Genomic DNA, 20,045 nt, shown 5'->3' with positions numbered 1-20,045 from the left:
TATACTTATTCGCAACAATACAACAACAAACCGGTGAAAACCTTTCACCTACCATCCCAAAACCGAACGCCCTTTGTTCGCTTCAGTTACAGCAAAACATATTTATCGTCGCATAATTTTGTATATATCAATATATTGTAAATTTGGAACAGCCTTTGGCTATTTGAATTACTTGAATCCTGATATATTCCATATTAGCCTTTACCATGTGGCCGCCATGGCAACTCTGTTTTCGGGGTTTACTCTTGCGCTGCTTTTAGCATTCGCAAAAAGGGAAGACCAAACAGCCAACCTGTTTTTAAGTGCCGCTTTAACTGTAATTGTACTGAAGGCTGGCGGGCTTTCGCCGATTTTTTTACCGGCGCTGGGGCCGCTATTGTATTTTTATGTGCGGGGGATGACGGCACCAAAACTACAATTTGGCCGAAAGGATGTTCTACATTTTTGCCCTTTGCTGGTTGCGTATTGGATGCCGGGCTGGCTGGTGCTCATTTCGGTTGTCATTTATTTATACCTGTCGCACCGGTTGATACAGCATTTTTATAACCGCTTGCAGCCGGTGCTAATGGATAGGCCGCGCTTTGCTTTCCGCCGGTTGGATAAGGCCCTGCACTTGCTGGCCTTGCTTTGCATGTTATGGCTGTTTAATGATGTGTTGAGTTTTACCGTTGCTTTTGTGCTTATTGGCATGACTGCCGAAGTGATGCTAAAATTGGATAGCAGCATACAACTGACTACGCCGATAACAGATAGATATGATGCAAAGGAAAAAAGCCGGAGGCTAAAGGAAGCCGTAGCCGCAAACCGTTTTTACGAGGATGCCGAACTGACATTGACCACCCTCGCAGTAAAGCTGAATATCCATCCGCACGATTTATCGCGGATTATTAATGTGGGGATGGAAAAGAACTTCAGCGACTTTATTAATGAGTTCAGGGTTCGTGAAACTGCCAGGAAGATGCAGGACCCGGCCAACGACCGGCTCACACTGCTGGGGATCGCCTACGAGTCGGGGTTTAACTCCCAAAGAACTTTCAACCGCGTTTTTAAAGAGATGACCGGCAAAACCCCGGTGGAATACAAGAACCGCCTGAAAAAAGAGTTGCCAAATGATAAGTTGGCCATCCCATCACACTTACCGTCGGTAATATTGCGTTCAGGAAGCCCGCCAGGTTGGGCTCCTGTAAAATTAAATCGCAATTATATGATCAGAAATTATTTCAAAATTGCCTGGCGCAACCTTATTAATAATAAGGTATTGTCGCTCATTAATATAGGTGGCCTTGCAGTGGGTATGGCAGTGGTAATGCTCATCAGTTTGTGGATTTTGGATGAAGTATCATTTAATAAGTACCACGGTAATTATCACCGTATAGCCCAGGTAATACAAAATGTGACCAATAATGGCGAAGTGAAAACCTCGTTCCATGTACCGTATCCTTTGGCAACCGAGCTACGCAAAAACTATGGCAGCGATTTTAAGTCTGTAGCAATGTCGACACTCCCGAGAGATTATATATTGGCTTTAGGCGACAAAAGACTGACTGAGCAAGGTGCTTTCATGGAAGCCAGCGGGCCAACCCTGTTTACACTAAATATGCTCGAAGGCAGAGGCGATGCTATAAAGGACCCATCGTCGATATTAATATCCGCGGCTACAGCGAAGGCATTTTTCGGCAATGAGGACCCCATGGGTAAAGTATTGAAGTTAAATTTGAGGTGGAACGGTTTAGATAAACTAAAAATAGCCGGCGTTTATGCAGATCTGCCCAGAAATACCACGCTTGGCGGCATGGCTTTTATTGGCTCATGGGGCCACTTTGAGGCAGGCTTGAGCGGAATGAGGGAGCCATGGGGCCCAGGCATTGTTAACTTATATGTTCAACTGGCTCACAATGCCGACCTTGACAAAGTATCTTTAAAGATCAGGGATGAAATGATCCGGCGTTTAAAACCAGTTGCAGCTTCAGCAAAACAGGCGCTGTTCCTGCAGCCAATGAGTAAATGGCATTTGTACAGCGAGTTTAAGGACGGAAAAAACATTGGTGGCGAAATACAATATGTGTGGCTTTTTGGTATTGTAGGTGTGTTTGTACTGCTGCTGGCCTGCATCAACTTCATGAACTTAAGTACAGCCCGGTCTGAGAAACGCGCGCGTGAAGTAGGTATACGAAAGGCAATTGGTTCATCCCGTAGCCAATTGATATACCAGTTTTACGGTGAATCGTTACTTTGCGTATTGCTGGCATTTCTGGCTTCATTGCTATTGGTTGAATTAAGCATTTCAGCCTTCGATGAGCTGGCCGGTAAACAGATAGTCATTCCCTGGAATAGCCCGGAGTTTTGGCTCGCGGGAATTGGCCTCAGTTTCATCACTGCTATTATTACCGGCAGTTATCCAGCACTCTACCTATCGTCATTTAAACCTGTGAAGGTATTGAAAGGGGCGTTCCGGGTTGGGCGGCTGGCTTCGGCACCGCGTAAAGTACTGGTGGTACTTCAGTTTACAGTTTCTATTGTGCTTATCATCGGTACCATCGTAGTTATCCGGCAGATACTTTTTGCCAAAGACCGCCCGATAGGCTATAGCCAGGATGGATTGGTTGCCATCCCCGTCCGGACTATCGAACTCCATCAACATTTTGATGCGATAAAACAGGCCCTTGCAAGTAACGGCACAATAACTGAAATGGCCGAAGCAGATGCTCCGCCTAACAAAGTTGCTGGTACTACTGGCGGCATGGGATGGCCCGGAAAAGACCCTAATCTGAGTGCCGATTTCGGCCAGGAGGATATTTCATACGATTATGGCAAAACCATTGGTTGGGAATTTAGCGCAGGCCGGGATTTCTCACCGTCATTCCTTTCCGATTCAGCAGCGGTGATCATTAACCAGGCAGCAGCTGATTTTATGACCATGAAAAAACCGACAGAAAACTACATAACCTTTTATGGCCAACAGTTTAAGATCGTAGGGGTGACTAAAGACATCATTAACCGTTCGCCTTATGAACAGGTGCGACCTATGGTTTATTTTCTATCGAAATGGGCGGGAGGCTGTTTACTGCTAAAGATAAACCTGAAAATGAGCGCTGGTAAAGCTATAAGCAACATCGCTTCGGTGTTAAAAACCTATAATCCTGAACAGCCCTTTGAATACCACTTCGTTGACCAGGAATATGAAAAAGAATTCGGTGATGAAGAACGCATAGGTAAGCTGGCTACTGTTTTCGCCGGCCTGGCTATATTTATCAGCTGCCTCGGGCTGTTTGGCATGGCATCATTCATGGCCGAACAGCGCGTTAAAGAAATAGGTGTACGCAAGGTGCTTGGCGCTTCCGTATTCGCCCTGTGGCAATTGCTATCAAAAGATTTTGCCATACTGGTGTTTATTTCAATAATTATAGCCTCGCCTGTAGCTTATTATTTCATGCACAACTGGCTGCGTAATTATCAGTATCACACCGATGTTGCATGGTGGATATTTATCGTTACAGCTATTGGCGCTATACTAATCACATTAATAACGGTAAGCTTCCAGGCCATAAAAGCCGCATTGGCAAACCCGATAAAAAGTTTGAAGACAGAATAACAAGCTATGTATGCCGCCTTTTTTATTTACCCCTTAAAGCAAGCCCTTTTATTAAAGTCATGATCAACACGATAAAGATTTACCCTGTTGTAACGCGGACTTCTTATTCAGTAAGAGAAGCAAAGAACCATATCCGGCATTTTATGATTTAAATTTAAAACAATCAAATTCTACAGAGGATGAAAACAAGATTTCGAGTACTTGAACTTTTCAAATGTAGATTATCGATGTTTTGTGGTTCGAGCCTAGTCTGAGGAACAATGGCCTTGTGAACCCTACGGGAGATGAATAGCCAAATATCTCCTACTTATCGATTACGCTAAAATCCTGGGTCAGAATAAGGGCAATGTAAAATAAAATTTACAGCCGTTGTTAACTTCACTTTCCAACCAGATATCTCCCTTATGTTGTTTGATAATTTGTTTGGAAAGATATAATCCCATGCCATAGCCCTTCACTGTCTTCTCATTTTCACCTTCCACCCTATAAAACCTGTCAAATATTTTCTCCTGGTCGGCGGCCCTTATCCCTATTCCTTGGTCTTCAACCACCACCTGCAAGCAATTCCCCACTTTTTTAGAATGTACTATAATTACGTCTGTACTCGACGAATATTTAATGGCATTACTTAACAGGTTTTGAAACACCTGGGCTATCTTCTCCTTGTCGGCATAGACTTGAATATCGAACCCTTGCTTAAGAAAAACAATATAACCAGGATATAAAAGATGCAAGTCACCTATCACTTCTTTCAATAATTCCCTGATGTCAAATGTTACTGGGAAATGGCTCATCTTTCCTGCCGTCATCGCCGATGACTCCAAATAGCACTGGATCATCCTGTCCATCTTATGAACCTGCAGCTCCGCTTTTTTAAGCATTCCAGGAATATGATTATTACCGATACTCCCGGCGACCTGGCTGCACACCTGTATACAAAGCTTAATGACCGACAATGGTGATCTCAAATCATGGCTTGCTATAGCCAGGAAGTCTTGCTTCAAAAGCTCGCAGTTTTTCCTTTCCGAAATATCCTCAAACATGCCATGAATCACTGGCACGGGATTTCGGTTATTAAAAGTGGCCGCGCCCGTTATCCTCAGTCATTTTGGACACGAATTTTTACCAGCAATGACTGGTACTTCCATGTCGAATGGAACCCCTTTTTTAATGGCCAGAAAAATGGCTTTTACCGCGCCTTTTTTATATCCGCCACCGATGAGATCGCTAAACAATTTGATGTTTACATTCTTCAAGTCCCATATAGAGATAATTTCATTACATCTTTTGCAAACCATTAGCGAATTTGTTGCAATATCCAGGGTCCAAATCCCTGCATTTGATGATTTTATTGCTGTTTGTGTCCTTTCCTGCCCAAGACATGGGCTATTATCATCGTTTGTATTTAGTTCAATGATTGATATTTTTATATCCCCTTCACGGATGCCTTTTTTTGTGGTCGCATCGAATAACATATCGTCATTGTTGTGCATCATAATTGTTTTTTGATCCGTAAATCACTATTTCCGGGCTGTAAAACATTGTTGGATATTACAACCTGCTTTGTTTGAGCATAGCAATTACCAAAGGTCCCACTCGTCGGAGAGTCATATTAACCCCGGATAATATTTATTATCGCAGTTGATAAATCACTAATAAAACTGGCAATCGCAAACAGCATATTATTCAAGGCGTGTTAATCTAAATTATTTATAATTTGTACACACGCTTTTCAAAGAATTCTTGCCGGGTGTTTTATGAATTGTCTGCAAGTGTTTGCCAAACAGGTAGACCAGGCTTAAAACAGTAATAATAACCAGATTTCTTACTGCCCGCCGGATATTAAAGTTATTCATCGTTGTCATGGTTTTCTATTTACATTTGCCCTGGATTATTAGCACATGAATGTACTGCAAACCGAAACTGCCTTTTGAAACAGGCCTCGGCCTGCCCAAAAAAAGCAGTTCATCAGCATTACAAAATAAAAGCATATGCTACCCGCAGGCATAAGAAGTTATTTGTTTTGCCACCGTCATCGAATTTGGTATTCCCTTCAAAGCGGATTCCGGCATCAATGTAGTTTTTGCCGCCGAGGCAAAAGAGTAATCCTACTTGAGGCGCATAAACAAAAACTGCAGATTTATTAAAGCCAAGATCATTCTTGTTGGTAATGAATGAGGCTCCTGCTTCTCCCTGCAAATAGAGGCACTTTAAAGGGAAATACTTCAGTCCTCCTTTAACTGGGATCATATGAATATCATTGAGGCTTGAACTATTTTTGGCAAAGAAATTATTATAGCCACCATTAACAGTTGCATATAATTGATCTTTAATAATCGGAAAATCGCCTTGTATCGATCCGCCAAAGTTCCAGTCATAATTATCTTTTAAAGAACCGACCGGGATTCCGCCATCTGCACCTATACTCAACCTGATACCCGAGCCATACGATTCGGTCTTTTTTGCTGTTTGCGCATTTGAACGCATGCTTAAAAATGAAAATAATGCAAGTGTAATAACACTGATTTTAATTGAATTTTCCATGGTTTTGGAATTATTTATTGATGTTAAAGAGTTGTTCAATTTCATTTTACAAATGCTTCGAAATGGATTATGGCTACCCGGTAAAATGCATTCATTGTTACCTGAATGCTACGCAAAAGTAAAATTGGGCTCTGGACAATTATTGGTTTTGAACCAGCATTTCCATCACTATTTTTTGAGAATATGGCCAGCCAGATGATGGTTGTCACGCAGATGACCATGATAAGATGTGTTGCTACAAATACTGTTTCCATTTTGATTTATGTTTAATAATTCATGGTAAATGTTAATACCTGTGATTCCGCTCCGCTTTACTATTATGCCAACACAATGCCAATTTATAATGTATTAATAATCAGATATTTGCATTGAATCTCAGATTATATAAGAACTTTATTTCGTGGATTAGCTATTAGTTACACGAAATCTGACAGTCAACAGAGGGGCTGTTTCTATAGCGTTACTTAACAAAGAAATGCCGGTTAACTATCATTTTTGGCTGATGTTATGGAGTGTTAAAAGGCCATATTAATTTCTTGTTTTCGTTTTGGCTGTCTTGCGCATTTTGCCTTCGTCTGCTAAACCATACCGGTGAGGTGGAGAATATCACGAAAATGGTTTATACTGTTGCCGGGAGTAACTTTATTATCCGTGCTTTTACTAATGTAAATGGTGATAAGGGGATAGGCACGTATGAATTAATATGAAAATGCCGCGGTTGAAACTGGTTGATTCAGCCATGCTCCAAATAGATTGGATTTGCCAATTTCCTTCGAAAACATACCTGTCATTTATTGGCGGACGGCCTGGGGCCAGGCTCATCTCGACGATCTTTAGCGTTTGCTATCATCATCCCCGTAATTACCCGGAGATACAATCCGTATGTGTCTTGCTTTTTATGGCGGTAAAATGGTAGAATATATTATGCCATCCTGAAAAAATAGTCTTGTTTTTGAATATCGAGTTTTTTCATCTTTGAATGCAGAGTAGTCGGAGGGATCTCTAACCAGTCGGCTGCACCTCCATTTCCGGAAATCCGGCCGCTGCATCTTTTTAATACCTCAATGATATGATTCCTTTCAACATCATAAAGCGTCTTATTCTTAAAAACCTCCTGTTCGTTTTTGCATTCGCTGGCGTAAGCTGGTAAACTGATGTCGTTTAGTACACCGCCGTTTGATAGAAGCACGCTTCTTTCAATAAAATGTTCCAGTTGCCTAACATTTCCCGGCCAGGAATAGCTTTTTAATTGTTGTATTACCTTGTTAGATATTGAATTCACTTTTCGGCCGGTAATTTTACTGTAATGTAAAAGGAAGAATGTGGCTAAATGAACGATATCGTCCATGCGTTCTCTCAATGGCGGCAGGCTGATTGGAAAAACGTTCAGGCGGTAATAAAGGTCGGATCTAAATCGGCGTTCATTAACTTCCGTTTCAAGGTTCCGGTTGGTAGCAGCAATGATCCGTACATCAACCTTGATCGTTGTTTTTCCACCGATCCGTTCAAATTCGCGTTCTTGGATCACACGCAATATCTTTACCTGCAGGTCTATTGGAAGTTCTCCAATTTCATCCAAAAAAATAGTGCCTTGATGTGCCAATTCAAATTTGCCTATTCTTCTTTCCATTGCCCCTGTATATGAGCCTCTTTCATGACCAAATAGTTCGCTTTCTATCAAATTGGCAGGAAGTGCAGCACAGTTTACGGTTACCATGTGTTTGCTTTTTCTCAACGACGATTGATGTATAGCGCGGGCTATTACTTCCTTGCCGGTGCCTGTTTCCCCCAACAGCAGTACTGTCGAGTTGCATGATGCGACCAATGACATGAGTCGATAAACGTTTTGCATTTCGAAGCTGTTCCCAATAAGGCCGGGGTAATTATATTGTGGCTTCGAACCTTGTTTGGTAATTTCCGCATTCATTTCCGACCCGATCAGGGTGCTTCCAAATATTTGATCATGAAATTTTGGTTTATCTACTGTTTGTTGGCGGATTGCCGGTCGCAATATTGTTCCCTCTGTTTCCATTTTAAGTTGTATTAAACATTCATTGTTTTTGGATGCTCGAATTTTATGCCACTTTAATTGATTGCATAAAAGGCTGTATTTAATCGCGGCAACGGCGATATTTCGACCATTTTGTATTTTGAAAATTATATATCGTCGGCTTTGGGTCTGAATTTGACGAATAGCATACTAAGATGTCCCCGAAAGAACCGTGGGCAATAACTCCCTGAATGACGTATTTAAATCGAATCAGGCAATACCGGGTAATTACTACAAATTGGTGGGGAGCTTTGAATAAACAAAAACATCCAGCCGGTTGTAAATTATTCAACAGGCAATAGACAGGTATTTAATGCATTACACCTGTTTTTATTGCTATTGTTTACAGTATTTATTTCAAATTTGGTTTAATTTGTCATTTGTTAATTACCCCCAATGAAGAAAATATTAATTGTTGAAGACGAATCGCTTGTGGCTCACCATTTGAAATTGATTTTAACGGGGGCCGGTTATAGGGTTTGCGGCATATCGGAATCTGTTTCAGAGGCGCTTTCAACAATTGAAATACAAAAACCCGATTTAGTATTGCTTGACATTCATCTTAAAGGAACATTAAACGGGATCGACCTGGCAAGGAAGCTCACGGAATTTAATATAGCTTTTGTTTACCTCACAGCAAATTTTCAGGGAACATTGCTTGAAGAAGCCAAATCAACAATGCCATATGGATTTATCGTTAAGCCATTCAGGGAATCGGATCTCCTGACAACGTTGGATGTCGCTTTCTATCGTCATCAAAATAGCCTGGAAGCCCGCCGCCAGCAGGAATTTGAACTTAATCAAAAATTAAAAGGCGTTAGTTCTAATACAGCCGATATGAGGCAGAAATTGCTGCAAATGGCAAACATTCTACAGCCGTATATTCCCTTTGATTATTTAAATTTTATTATTGGAAAAGCAGGCGAATCTACAAGCAGTATCGGTTTTTTAAGGATTGGCTTTGACGAGTATCAAATTTTGGGAACGGAGGAATTCATTAACATCACCGGGATGGCTCTTAAGGAGCTCGATCGTGTTTTCAAATCGCTGCCTGCTGCTAACAAGGCTAAATTCTTTAATGGTGACGAATTTGATGCCATGTGTAATCAAAATCTTTTAAGTAAGACGATTGCTGATGCTTATGATTTTGAATCTGCGCTATTTTTTCCTGTACTGTCCGATAGTTCAGAACTGATCCGGTATGAGTTTTATAACCGGAAAGGCAGCACATATTCTCAGGTCCATATTACGCTGCTAAGCCGTTTAATAAATGCCTTGGGAGATGTAATGGGAGACAATAAGCATGCTTCCATTATTGAAGAATATGTCCGGCGACCAGCAAATGATTTCCGCACCCCAGAAAAAACTAAAGAAATGCCTGGTGTTTTTGACGGAATAGTGGGACATAGTCATTTGATGTTGTCAGTGTTTGATCAAATCGCCACTATATCTCCGTTAGATACCTCAGTTCTTATCCTCGGGGAAAGTGGAACGGGGAAAGAAAGAGTTGCAAAAAGTATCCATTCGCTATCGGCTCGTAAAAACAAACCCCTTGTTGTAGTAAACTGCGCGTCGCTTCCAGCCAACCTTATTGAAAGCGAGCTTTTCGGGCATGAAAAAGGCTCGTATACAGGGGCAATGGAAAGAAGAATAGGCAAATTTGAACAGGCCAACGGCGGTACCATCTTCCTGGACGAAATTGGTGAATTAACAGTTGATCTGCAGGTGAAGTTGCTCCGTGTTTTACAAGAGCAGGAAATTGAACGTGTTGGTGGTAAAGGGCCTTTTAATATTGACGTCCGGATTATTGCTGCCACAAACCGGGATTTAGAACAGGAAATGGAAGAAGGCCGGTTTCGTTTAGATTTGTATTATCGCCTATTTGTATTTCCTATTGAGATCCCATCCTTACGCGAAAGAACGGACGACATACCGGCCCTTGTGGATCATTTCGTCACTTACTATTCAAATAAATATAATAAGCCGGTTACCGGTGTATCGCCGGAGGTTCTTGATCAGATGCTCGATTACCCATGGCCAGGCAATGTCAGAGAGTTGGAACATTTTATTGAACGCTCCATATTAATGGCTAAAGGAACGGTAATAACGGAAGTCAAATTGCAGAAACGCACAGCAACCAGCGTAAATCCAAATCAACCTGTCGACGAAAGGATCAAAACAATTGAAGAAAACGAAAGGGATTACATTATTAGCGTGCTAAAAAAATGTAATGGCCGTATAAGAGGCGCTGGCGGAGCTGCTGAGGTTACCGGCCTGCCGCCTACTACACTACACTCGAAAATGAAGAAATTGGGTATCAAATAACTTTGAACCACATAATCGTTTATAATAAGTTTCTCTGCTCTAATACAGCGCTTCCCCGTCTAATATCTGCATAGCAATTCGCCCTCACCGTTTTGTTGTTGATCACTTACAATTATTTTATTTCTTAAAGCCGACTAAATATCGTCCGCTATTACAAAACCGTCCGAAATATCGTCTTTATATTATTAAGCTGTAATCATATTTAGCTGATTATTAAAATTTTAAATAAATGGTACAAGCTTGGCTCATACAACTGGAAGTCTTTTCAGCCTTTTAATTTCCACAATGTGGAGTTAGCAATGAATAATATCGATGTGATATTTTAAGATGAAGAATTATAAAAATATCTGCGACGGAACAATAAAAGCTAATTGAACTTTACCATGATTAACAGGCTCATTATCAGTACCGTTATTTTACTCTCCAGATCATTAACTATTGCTCGTAATCGTGCCCTCGCTATATCCATACTATTATTACTCCCATTAGCAAGCCTGGGCCAATATTACCCCTCGCCTCAGCCAGAGAATTCTTCAAATGAACATATCCTGTTAAAACGGCTTGTAAGTGTTTCCGGAAAGAATAAAATAAATATACTCCTCAGGCTAACTAATCTTTACCTGAATAAGCCGTTTCGTCACGATTCAGATATGAAACGCGCATTGGCTTTCGGAATAGCGGCAAGTGATTCAAGTATAAAGTACCATACTAAAAAAAGTAAAGATGAGGCTTTATTGTTTATGGCCGACATTTTTACTTTCCAGAATAATATGCAGGCTGCCGAAAACATTCTCCCGGCATTAAAAGATACAGCCAAAGCCGCATTATGTCTGAACTTAAGCTATAAATATGGAATAACTGACGCTGCTGACCAGCAAGCCGCATGGAACAAAGGGCTCTATTATGCTGAAGAAGCGCGACGCATAAGCATTCAATTTCATTTGCCGGATAAAGCGTACATCCATATGGCTCAGTCAAAAGGAGATTCTGAGAACGAATATCTCGAAGCCTTGAAGAAGTACCGCGCTTTGAAATATCCTTATTTACAGTACACATTTAATGTCCTGGCAGGTTATTATTTTTATACCGGCCATCCCGACAAAGCAGAATACTACAGTCAGGAAGCAATAAAAACGATGAAGGCTACGAAGGACACCCTCATTGCAGGCGACATCTATTTTATCTATGGAATGGTCTCTTTCAATAACGGAAACTACCAAAAGGGCTTTGATCTTGGAAACTTAGCTATTGAATATCTGAAAATACATGCGGGCATGTTTTGCTTAAATCAACGTTCTGCTTTTAATCTGCCGATACGTGCGTTGCGAAAAATGAAAAAATATCCTGAGGCTATCAAGTATGTTCGGCGCATGCAGACTGAATACCCGGCAACAAATGCCGACGATAAGATTGCTGATGCCATGTTACTCGGAAATATTTATCGCGACATGAAAAACTATAAAAAAGCTGAGGAAGCCTTTTTTACTGCGTTAACGATAAATAAAACTCAGGCAGTCCTATCTGTCTCTCTTTATAAGGATATTGGTCAGCTTTACGTCGAGTCAAAACAGTATGCCAAAGCAAAACCCTTCTTAAATTTTGTCGTTAATCATAAGAACAATGTGCTCGCGTCGTCGGTAAAAAGCCATTTAAATTATTTGCTTTTCCTGGCTGATTCAGCAACCGGTGATTATTTCTCGGCCATCAAACATTTAAGTTTTTACCATAACGCACAGGAATTTGACTTGAATCGGGCTAAGGAAGAGAACGCAAAAAAACTCGCCGTTCAATTTGAAACCAGGCAAAAAGAAGATAGCATAAAACTGTTAAATCAATGGGCCGCACTGGATAAAAGCAATCTGCAACGGGCTAACCTGATGAAGGATATTACAATTGCTGGCATCGTGTTAGTCTTAATCATAGCGGCGCTATTATACCGGCAAGGCCGGCTAAGGAAAATGAATAACAGAACCGTCACGCTGCAAAACAAACTTATCACTCAAAAAAATGAGCAGCTGGAAAATCTGGTGACCGAAAAAGAATGGCTACTCAAAGAAGTTCACCACCGTGTTAAAAACAACTTGCAAATAGTAATGAGTCTGCTCTATACGCAAGCTGCATATTTACAAAACACCGATGCAATCGAGGCCATCAAGGATAGTCAGAACAGGGTGCAGGCAATTTCAATTATTCATCAGAAGCTTTATAGCAAGAGTAATGTCGCAACGATTATAATGTCCGATTACGTTAGCGACCTGGTAAGGCATCTTTGTGCTTGTTATGATTGTAACCATCGAAGGATCAAACTGAAAGAGGTCGTAGAACCGGTGAACCTCGACATCTCCCAGGCGGTACCTATGGGTCTGATATTAAACGAAGCGATAACGAATTCCATCAAATATGCCTTTGGAACGGATGGCGGAGCGATCATTATTGAAGGCCACAAGTTAGGCACGGACACTGTTAAACTTACAATTGCTGACAATGGTAAAGGGCTGCCCGACAATTTCAATTTGGTCGAAACGTCGTCGTTAGGGATGGAAATGATGAAAGCACTCAGCAAGCAGCTTGGCGGCAGTTTTGAGATCAGCGGAAAACTGGGTGTAATCGTAACTGTACTGTTTAAGATCGAAAATCAATTAAAAATAGCTTAGCATACACACTATTCCCCCGGAGTAATTATATATGCAGCCTAATTCGCAAGGATGTTAAGCTGAATTTGGCATCACGTATTGGATAGATTAAAACGTCGTACGCTGCACAATAAGCCACATGATATATTTGCATCTTTATTATCTGTTTCCGTTTCAAAGCAATCCCGTCAAGAGCCATCTTTTACAACAACAAAAAATAATAGTAAGTGCTTACTATAGAAAAAGGGAGTAACTATGCGCACCTTCTTTATTAAATTTATACTCCAGTTTACGTAAAAACTTTACAGTTTTTAGCTTAGTTAACCCTGAATGTGGTATGGCAATAATTATCTTCTGATAATTCAAAAATTGAGTAATTTTAAGCTTTTGAATAGCATGATAAAGCTAATTAAGTAATATCCTGCGATTAAAGGGATATAATCGAACAAAACGTCGGTGATCTTAAGATTAATTTATTCCCACATTATTAGTTAATTGAAGGCACTATGAATAAAGGGCTTATTATCTTTATTAGTCTTTTGCTCTCGACATTAATCGCTGTGGCCCAGGAACCCGGTACTCTGCTGTCAAAACTCAGCACAACAGGTAAAGATACTAACCGGGTAAATTTGCTGCTTCAGTTAGGACGTCATTACCTGAACAAGTCCGGCCCAGACAAAAAAAATCTGGACAGCGCTTTTTATTACGTCCAATCTGGTGAAATACTCAGTAGCTCTATTAATGCAATTGATCAACAATATCGTGCACTGGCGATGGCGGCCGAAATTAGTATAAAGAGGCGGGATTTTGAGAAAGCTGGTAAGCTCTTTACAACGGTAACTGATCATTACCATTCAACAGGTGAGCAGTTAAAAGAGGCGGCGATATGGGATAAGTACGCCGATCTTATCCAATATGATGACGCTCCGCATCTAAACATCAGAAGTAAATGCGTCAACAAATCCTACGAAATATATAAATCGAGAAATGATAAACTAAAAGCCTCCCAGGCTCTCGGCAGAGTAGCTGATGTGGATCTCAATCTGGGCCTTTACGATAAGGCCGAACGGGAATTACTTTCAGTTATTGCACAGTCCAAAGCGCTCCATTATCCGAAAACATATTATGCCTATTATTTGCTCGCTGAAACCTATTACCGGAAAAATGACGTCCAGAAAACTTTGATGGCACGAATTGAATGTGTAAACAGTTATGAAAATTATCCTCTTCATACTATTGACGATGGAATGCTTTATTATTATTGTTTGGCCAGGGCCTATTTTAAAAACAAATTATATGAAAAGGCGATCCCGTTTTATCAAAAAAGCATGGCAATTTCTGTTAAGCTGGAAGACAGAAGTTATTATTTCCCGTGTATAAACGGAATTGTAACCTGCTATACTGATCTGAAAAAATACAGGGTAGGCTTGGCCCACCTGCGGAAATTATCTAAAAGGTACCCGGTAAAAACTGTTAGCGAAGAAAGTATGATCTTGTCCACAGAGTTGAAGTTGTACAATTTACTTAATAATGTTTACGATGCAGAAAAGATTGTCCCGGCTTATAAAAGGGTTTTTAAGAAATTATACCAGGACGTTAAAAAAGATTCTCAATTTTACACGCTTGATAAATACATTGAAAATTACGAACCGCTCCTCAAACACTATATTTTTACCAAACAATGGGATAAGCTATCTGAGGAATTAATTTCATTAGAGACGCTGCAAACAAAAAAAATGTTGGTGGTCACCAGGTTGACAATATATACCGACCGTTTTAAACTGGATTCTGCCAGGGGGGATTTCCAGGCAGCACTAAAAGGATTTCAGCGAATAAAACTCATACAGGACTCGCTTACTGATTTGGCAAACAACAGGCAGATTAACGAGCTTGAGGCCAAATATGAGTCGGTGAAAAAGGATAAGACCATTCAAAACCTCAACGGTCAATCAAGTATTCAAAAAAGCGAACTAGAAAAGAGTAACTTACAAAGAAATATTACACTTGCGGGAATCCTCATAACTATTATACTCGCTACTTTATCTTACTTAGCCTACCGAAATAAACGGCGAACCAATTTTCGTCTTCAGTCTAAACAGGATCAAATTAATCGCCAGAACAACGAGCTCTCTGCACTGGTCAAAGAAGAAGAAAAACTATTAAAGGAAAAAGACGCCTTATTAAAACAGCAGGAAGGTTTAATAGCTGAAAAAGAATGGCTGCTCAGAGAGGTTCACCATCGGGTAAAAAACAACCTTCAGATTATTATGAGTTTGCTTTACACGCAATCTGCTTATTTACAAAACACCGATGCTATCGATGCGATCAGGGATAGTCAAAACCGCGTACAGGCTATCTCGATTATTCATCAAAAGCTTTATAGTAAGAGCAATGTAGCAGCTGTTGTAATGCCTGATTATGTTGGCGACCTGGTGAGGTATCTTTGCGCTTCTTATGATTGCAACAATCGCAAAATTAGGTTTAAAGAAGAAGTGGAACCGGTAAATCTCGACATATCACAGGCCGTGCCTATGGGGCTGATATTAAACGAAGCGATCACCAATTCCATTAAATATGCCTTTGGTGATGATGGCGGAGAGATCGTTATCAAGGGCCAATTAATTGAACCGGAAATTGTTCGGCTTATCATTGCCGACAACGGTAAAGGTTTACCGGCTGATTTTAATTTGGCGGCTACGTCGTCGCTGGGCATGGAAATGATGCGGGCCCTTAGTAAACAACTTGGGAGTAGTTTTGAGATAAGTAATGCCCCCGGTGTTGCAATAGCCATAAAGTTTAAGATTGAAAACACTTTGAAAGCAGCCGGTGGAGTAGCCACATAAGCCATACGTATTACATCAAATTGTTTTTTTCAACTATTCAGGAGCGCATCATTCGCATCACCTTTATATTTTTTAGCGTATTGTAATTTTCTATTTTTAGGTTTTTCTGGACCCTCATCCACCCGACCTCTGGACCACTTTTAGGCTGTTGAATAACTGCAATTTTGCATAAGCAGTTTAATACAGGATTGCTTTAAAATTTATCTAATGAAAAAGGTCATTCTCAGCTCAATTATTTTAAGCATTGCATTTTCAATTACCGCAAAAGCGCAGCATTCAATGGCAAATGATGTTATTAAAACACCGCCGGCTGTAATATTTAAAAAGTTGTTTAACACACCTGGTATAAAAAATCAGCAGGTACAAATGGTATTGGTCACCTACGCACCCGGTGAAGTTTCCGGCGGCCACAGACATCCGATCGAAACCATTGCCTACGTATTGGAGGGCGAAGTGGAATCCACTTTTGACGGCAAGGTTCAGCGTTTTAAAAAAGGTGATGCGTTTTACGAAAGGCCTAACGGACTTCATGCCGGAACAAAAAACCTTAGCGCAACTAAAGAAGCGAAACTTTTGGTTTATTTTATCGGAGACCCGGATAAACCATTTGTTATTCCTGAAAAAAATTAATCCAGCATGTTACGGTAAGACGCGGCATTGTTGCTAAACTAAAATTTTAACAAATGGAACAACGAATTCAAATCAACTCAAAACCTAAACCAGGAAGCCTTAAGACTATAACATGGGCAGGTTTAGTAGCGGGGTTACTTGATGGTACTGCAGCCTCGATAACGCTTTATATTAAACATGGTTTAAATCCCGGGCAAGTCATGCAATACGTAGCAAGCGCACTTTATGGCCCATCGGCTTTTGCCGGAGGTATCCCGATGATCCTGATTGGCACAGTGTTGCACTTTATGATATCTATTACAATCGCGGCCATTTATTTCTATGTATATCCTAAAATCAAAATGCTAAGCAGTTCTCCCGTTCTGTCGGGTTTAGCGCTTGGCTTGGTTACCTGGGCTTTTATGAATCTTATAATTGTTCCCTTTAGCAAGACCCAGCCCGCTCCGATTGAGGCAGGTGCAGCAGCAATTGATATTACTTTGCATATGATTTTGGTGGGATTACCTATTTCGCTCATCATCAAAAGGCACTTTGACAAGCAACTTTAATCATCAATCATTTTATTACAAAAGCAGTGGTTACTAACTTGTTAATTCAACAAGGATTGCTACTGCTTTTGTCATTTCTTCTTCCGAAAGTGATGCAAATCCAAAACGCAGACCGTTATCATTCGGATCACCGGGTTGCTGGAAGGACATGCCAATCATGCACAGCCCTGCATGGGAAGCATTATGTATAATTTTGTTTATCGGAAATTTTGCCCGGAATTTCAACCAAATTGCCATACCGCCCAGGGGTTTGGAAAATTCTATAGCATGGGATAGTTTTTTAATTAGCAAGGCGCATAAAAAATCGCAGCGTTGGGCATAAATTCTGTTGGATTTTTTAATATGCCTGCTAAGATCTCCGTTTATTATCATTTGGGATAACATATATTCGGTAAAAGTATCGCCTCGCAAATCTATCAGGCGCCTGAGGTTTATCGCCTTTTTAACAATTTCAGGTGCTGCAATCATGTACCCAACCCTAATAGATGGTGCAAGTAATTTTGTAAATGACCCAATATATATAATCTTACCATTATGCCGGGCACAAGCTAAGGGAAGTGTCGGATTGTTTTCGAAATGAAGGTCGTAGTCGTAATCATCTTCAATTAAATAAAACCCATAGTGCTCAATTAGTTGTAATAACTTAAGCCTCCGGGCTGCTGACAGAGTTACCGTTGTTGGATGGTGGTGATTAGGCACGATATAAAGCAGTTTAATTTGGGTCGTTTTCAAAATTTGCTCCAATTGATCAATATTCGGCCCATGGTGGTCAATTGTGATCTTAATAATATTGGCCCCCGTATTTTCGATGACCTCATTGGCATAAATGTAATTTGGCTCTGTCACAACAACATTGTCACCTTTTGAGAGCAGCACAGAGGCTGCGATATATATGGCCATTTGGGCTCCACGGGTAATTACAATATCCTCCCTGGTTATGTTAAGTCCTCTTGTTTCATTTAAAAAAACGCTGGCCGCGTCTTTAAGCAATCCAAGTCCTCCTTCGTCCCTTAAGCACATTAACTGTTTAATCCTTGCACTAACCCCTTCATCGCGGTACACCTTACTTATATCCTTAAAAGGAGCAAGCTCCGGATCTGGAAAGCCGTCATTGACAACGATGTCAGAACTTTTAGTTAGCCGGTGTTGGGGCTGATCAACGCATTGAGTAGTATTTGCGCGAGAGCTGCTTATATCAGTGGGTATAAAATGGCTTGGTGGACGGAATGTTCGCGGTTTTAGTACAGGTAACTCTGGAATAACCCGGTATCCTTTTCTGTCTATCGATTCAATCCATTCCTCCATCAGTAGTTCTTCGTAGGCATTAATAGCAGTTTTCCGGTTAACCGAAAGTAACTCTGCCATTTGTCTGGTTCCCGGCAAAAACGCGCCGGGAGGAATCATACCTTCTTTTATTAGATTGATCAAACGATTAGTTATCTGCTTGTAAACAGGAAAATGACTTTCTTTATCAGGTAGGATCAAATTATTAAAAGGTAACATACGCTTAGTTTGTAATGCTACGAGAGTAACCCGCAGGAATAAGTTTGGACATTATATTAAACACGGTTCTCTCTACTTTCTGACCGAAAAATCATTCTCAAAGTTTGATCGGAGGTGAGATAGGCAAACGCCCAGTTATAAAATGTTTTTATTTTGTTATTTCCGCTTACCAAAGACATCAGGTGGATGAATAACCAGCTTGCCAGGCCCGGCAAACCGCCAAAGTGCAACTTATGTTTAAATAAGTCGGCAACGGCTACCTTCCGACCTATTATAGCCATTTCACCACGGTCAAAGTATTTGAAGGGTCTCATTTGTTGTCCACCGGCAACGCGAAGTAGATTTTTAGCGAGCGCTTTCCCCTGCTGAATAGCGGGTTGGGCAAGTTGCGGATGGCCATCGGGGTAATCACTATCGCTAAGCTGGATACCCATATCTCCAACTGCATAGATATTTTCATATCCCAGAACCTGACTATATCCGTTTGTGATCATTCGTCTTCCCTTTCCGAGACTGGTTTCGTCTATTCCTTCAAATGAATTGGCTATGACGCCAGCTGACCAGATCAGTGTTTTGGACTCGATTACTTCGCCATCAGACAAATGCACCTTTTCATTTTCAAAAAATACGACATCCGTATTTAATCTGATATGTACGCCAAGTTCATCAAGGGCTTTGTAAGCGGCCTGATGAGTTTTTTCGCTCATCGGGGCCAATAAATAGGGTGAACCCTCAATAATATAAATTTCGCAGGGGTAATCCTTTAATTCAGGATAATCCCGTGCATATATGTAAAGGCGCATTTCTGCCAGCATTCCTGCCACTTCCACACCCGTGGGCCCACCACCTGCAATTACAACAGTGAGCAGCCTTCTTCTTTCATCAGGGTCTTTTTCGATGGATGCTTTTTCAAGTACCCTGATCAGTTCATTGCGCATAATCAGTGCGTCATCAATTCCTTTTAGGGAAAAGGCATTGGTGCCTATATTTTCGTTCCCGAAAAAATTTATTTTTGAACCCGCCGCAAAAACAAGGATGTCATAATATAACTGATCACCATCGCTCAAATAAATCGTATTTTGCGATGGGTCAACCCTGGTCACCGTTGCCATTCTGAAAGCAGTATTCTTGTTTTTAAAAAGCTTTCTGAAAGGATAACTTATACTCGAAGGTGCCAGAAAGCTCGTGGCAACCTGGTACAGTAGTGGCGTAAAATAATTGTAATTATTTTTGTCGACCAGTGTAACATCATAATACTTATTTTTAAAAAGAGAAGTAATGAAGTTCAGCCCCGCAAAGCCCCCTCCGATAACGACAATATGTTTCCGTTTGATATTATTGATTGCCATACAAATGGTTATATTTTATTGTGTTCCG

The 20,045-nt window shown here is 40.7% G+C and carries 13 protein-coding genes; 6 read left to right on the top strand and 7 right to left on the bottom strand.

The features are described from left to right. Positions 1–217 precede the first annotated feature (217 nt). Positions 218–3,592, top strand: a complete 3,375-nt coding sequence (locus AC1DO4_RS03550; protein WP_477413045.1) for an FtsX-like permease family protein — start codon at positions 218–220, stop codon at positions 3,590–3,592. A 332-nt stretch (positions 3,593–3,924) separates the two neighbouring features. Here AC1DO4_RS03550 and AC1DO4_RS03545 read toward each other — a convergent pair whose 3' ends face one another. The 5 genes from AC1DO4_RS03545 to AC1DO4_RS03525 all read right to left on the bottom strand — a co-directional run bounded on the left by AC1DO4_RS03545 (position 3,925) and on the right by AC1DO4_RS03525 (position 8,168). Continuing rightward, positions 3,925–4,653, bottom strand: coding sequence for a sensor histidine kinase (locus AC1DO4_RS03545; RefSeq protein WP_477413042.1), 729 nt, complete (start codon positions 4,651–4,653; stop codon positions 3,925–3,927). 42 nt (positions 4,654–4,695) lie between these two features. Further along, the gene (locus AC1DO4_RS03540) at positions 4,696–5,088 is read right to left on the bottom strand and encodes a hypothetical protein (protein WP_477413040.1); all 393 of its coding nucleotides are present in this window, start codon (positions 5,086–5,088) and stop codon (positions 4,696–4,698) included. A gap of 478 nt (positions 5,089–5,566) precedes the next feature. Beyond that, on the bottom strand, positions 5,567–6,136 hold the full coding sequence (locus AC1DO4_RS03535) for a hypothetical protein (RefSeq protein WP_477413038.1): 570 nt from the start codon (positions 6,134–6,136) through the stop codon (positions 5,567–5,569). Between the two features lie 41 nt (positions 6,137–6,177). After that, complete coding sequence (locus AC1DO4_RS03530) at positions 6,178–6,390, bottom strand: hypothetical protein (RefSeq protein ID WP_477413036.1); 213 nt, start codon at positions 6,388–6,390, stop codon at positions 6,178–6,180. Between the two features lie 668 nt (positions 6,391–7,058). Then, complete coding sequence (locus AC1DO4_RS03525; protein ID WP_477413034.1) at positions 7,059–8,168, bottom strand: sigma-54 interaction domain-containing protein; 1,110 nt, start codon at positions 8,166–8,168, stop codon at positions 7,059–7,061. A 414-nt stretch (positions 8,169–8,582) separates the two neighbouring features. Here AC1DO4_RS03525 and AC1DO4_RS03520 point away from each other — a divergent pair, with 414 nt between their 5' ends. The 5 genes from AC1DO4_RS03520 (at position 8,583) to AC1DO4_RS03500 (ending at position 17,165) form a co-directional block, all read left to right on the top strand. Next, complete coding sequence (locus AC1DO4_RS03520; protein WP_477413031.1) at positions 8,583–10,511, top strand: sigma 54-interacting transcriptional regulator; 1,929 nt, start codon at positions 8,583–8,585, stop codon at positions 10,509–10,511. Between the two features lie 383 nt (positions 10,512–10,894). After that, complete coding sequence (locus AC1DO4_RS03515; RefSeq protein WP_477413029.1) at positions 10,895–13,165, top strand: histidine kinase dimerization/phosphoacceptor domain -containing protein; 2,271 nt, start codon at positions 10,895–10,897, stop codon at positions 13,163–13,165. A 485-nt stretch (positions 13,166–13,650) separates the two neighbouring features. Then, positions 13,651–15,987 carry a tetratricopeptide repeat-containing sensor histidine kinase gene (locus AC1DO4_RS03510; RefSeq protein WP_477413026.1) on the top strand — a complete coding sequence of 779 codons (2,337 nt, stop codon included), beginning with the start codon at positions 13,651–13,653 and terminating at the stop codon, positions 15,985–15,987. A gap of 207 nt (positions 15,988–16,194) precedes the next feature. After that, entirely contained in the window at positions 16,195–16,617 is a 423-nt protein-coding gene (locus tag AC1DO4_RS03505; protein ID WP_477413024.1) for a cupin domain-containing protein, read from the top strand. A 53-nt stretch (positions 16,618–16,670) separates the two neighbouring features. After that, complete coding sequence (locus tag AC1DO4_RS03500; protein ID WP_477413022.1) at positions 16,671–17,165, top strand: hypothetical protein; 495 nt, start codon at positions 16,671–16,673, stop codon at positions 17,163–17,165. 33 nt (positions 17,166–17,198) lie between these two features. Here the strand turns inward: AC1DO4_RS03500 and AC1DO4_RS03495 are convergent, their stop codons facing one another. Both AC1DO4_RS03495 and AC1DO4_RS03490 read right to left on the bottom strand, forming a co-directional pair. After that, entirely contained in the window at positions 17,199–18,668 is a 1,470-nt protein-coding gene (locus tag AC1DO4_RS03495) for an aminotransferase-like domain-containing protein (RefSeq protein WP_477413020.1), read from the bottom strand. Positions 18,669–18,724: 56 nt separating this feature from the next. Next, entirely contained in the window at positions 18,725–20,017 is a 1,293-nt protein-coding gene (locus tag AC1DO4_RS03490; RefSeq protein WP_477413018.1) for an NAD(P)/FAD-dependent oxidoreductase, read from the bottom strand. Between the last annotated feature and the right edge of the window lie 28 nt (positions 20,018–20,045).

This window comes from Mucilaginibacter sp. P5_A6, assembly GCF_056400585.1.
Note: the sequence above shows the minus strand (reverse complement) of the source record. Positions and strands in the feature narration are given on the sequence as shown.

Excerpts from the sequence above, each read along its gene's own strand:
- AC1DO4_RS03540 (WP_477413040.1), bottom strand. The coding sequence starts at position 5,088 with ATGATGCACAACAATGACGATATGTTATTCGATGCGACCACAAAAAAA.
- AC1DO4_RS03550 (WP_477413045.1), top strand. The coding sequence starts at position 218 with ATGGCAACTCTGTTTTCGGGGTTTACTCTTGCGCTGCTTTTAGCATTC.
- AC1DO4_RS03490 (WP_477413018.1), bottom strand. The coding sequence starts at position 20,017 with ATGGCAATCAATAATATCAAACGGAAACATATTGTCGTTATCGGAGGG.
- AC1DO4_RS03505 (WP_477413024.1), top strand. The coding sequence starts at position 16,195 with ATGAAAAAGGTCATTCTCAGCTCAATTATTTTAAGCATTGCATTTTCA.
- AC1DO4_RS03520 (WP_477413031.1), top strand. The coding sequence starts at position 8,583 with ATGAAGAAAATATTAATTGTTGAAGACGAATCGCTTGTGGCTCACCAT.
- AC1DO4_RS03530 (WP_477413036.1), bottom strand. The coding sequence starts at position 6,390 with ATGGAAACAGTATTTGTAGCAACACATCTTATCATGGTCATCTGCGTG.
- AC1DO4_RS03500 (WP_477413022.1), top strand. The coding sequence starts at position 16,671 with ATGGAACAACGAATTCAAATCAACTCAAAACCTAAACCAGGAAGCCTT.
- AC1DO4_RS03510 (WP_477413026.1), top strand. The coding sequence starts at position 13,651 with ATGAATAAAGGGCTTATTATCTTTATTAGTCTTTTGCTCTCGACATTA.
- AC1DO4_RS03495 (WP_477413020.1), bottom strand. The coding sequence starts at position 18,668 with ATGTTACCTTTTAATAATTTGATCCTACCTGATAAAGAAAGTCATTTT.
- AC1DO4_RS03515 (WP_477413029.1), top strand. The coding sequence starts at position 10,895 with ATGATTAACAGGCTCATTATCAGTACCGTTATTTTACTCTCCAGATCA.
- AC1DO4_RS03535 (WP_477413038.1), bottom strand. The coding sequence starts at position 6,136 with ATGGAAAATTCAATTAAAATCAGTGTTATTACACTTGCATTATTTTCA.
- AC1DO4_RS03525 (WP_477413034.1), bottom strand. The coding sequence starts at position 8,168 with ATGGAAACAGAGGGAACAATATTGCGACCGGCAATCCGCCAACAAACA.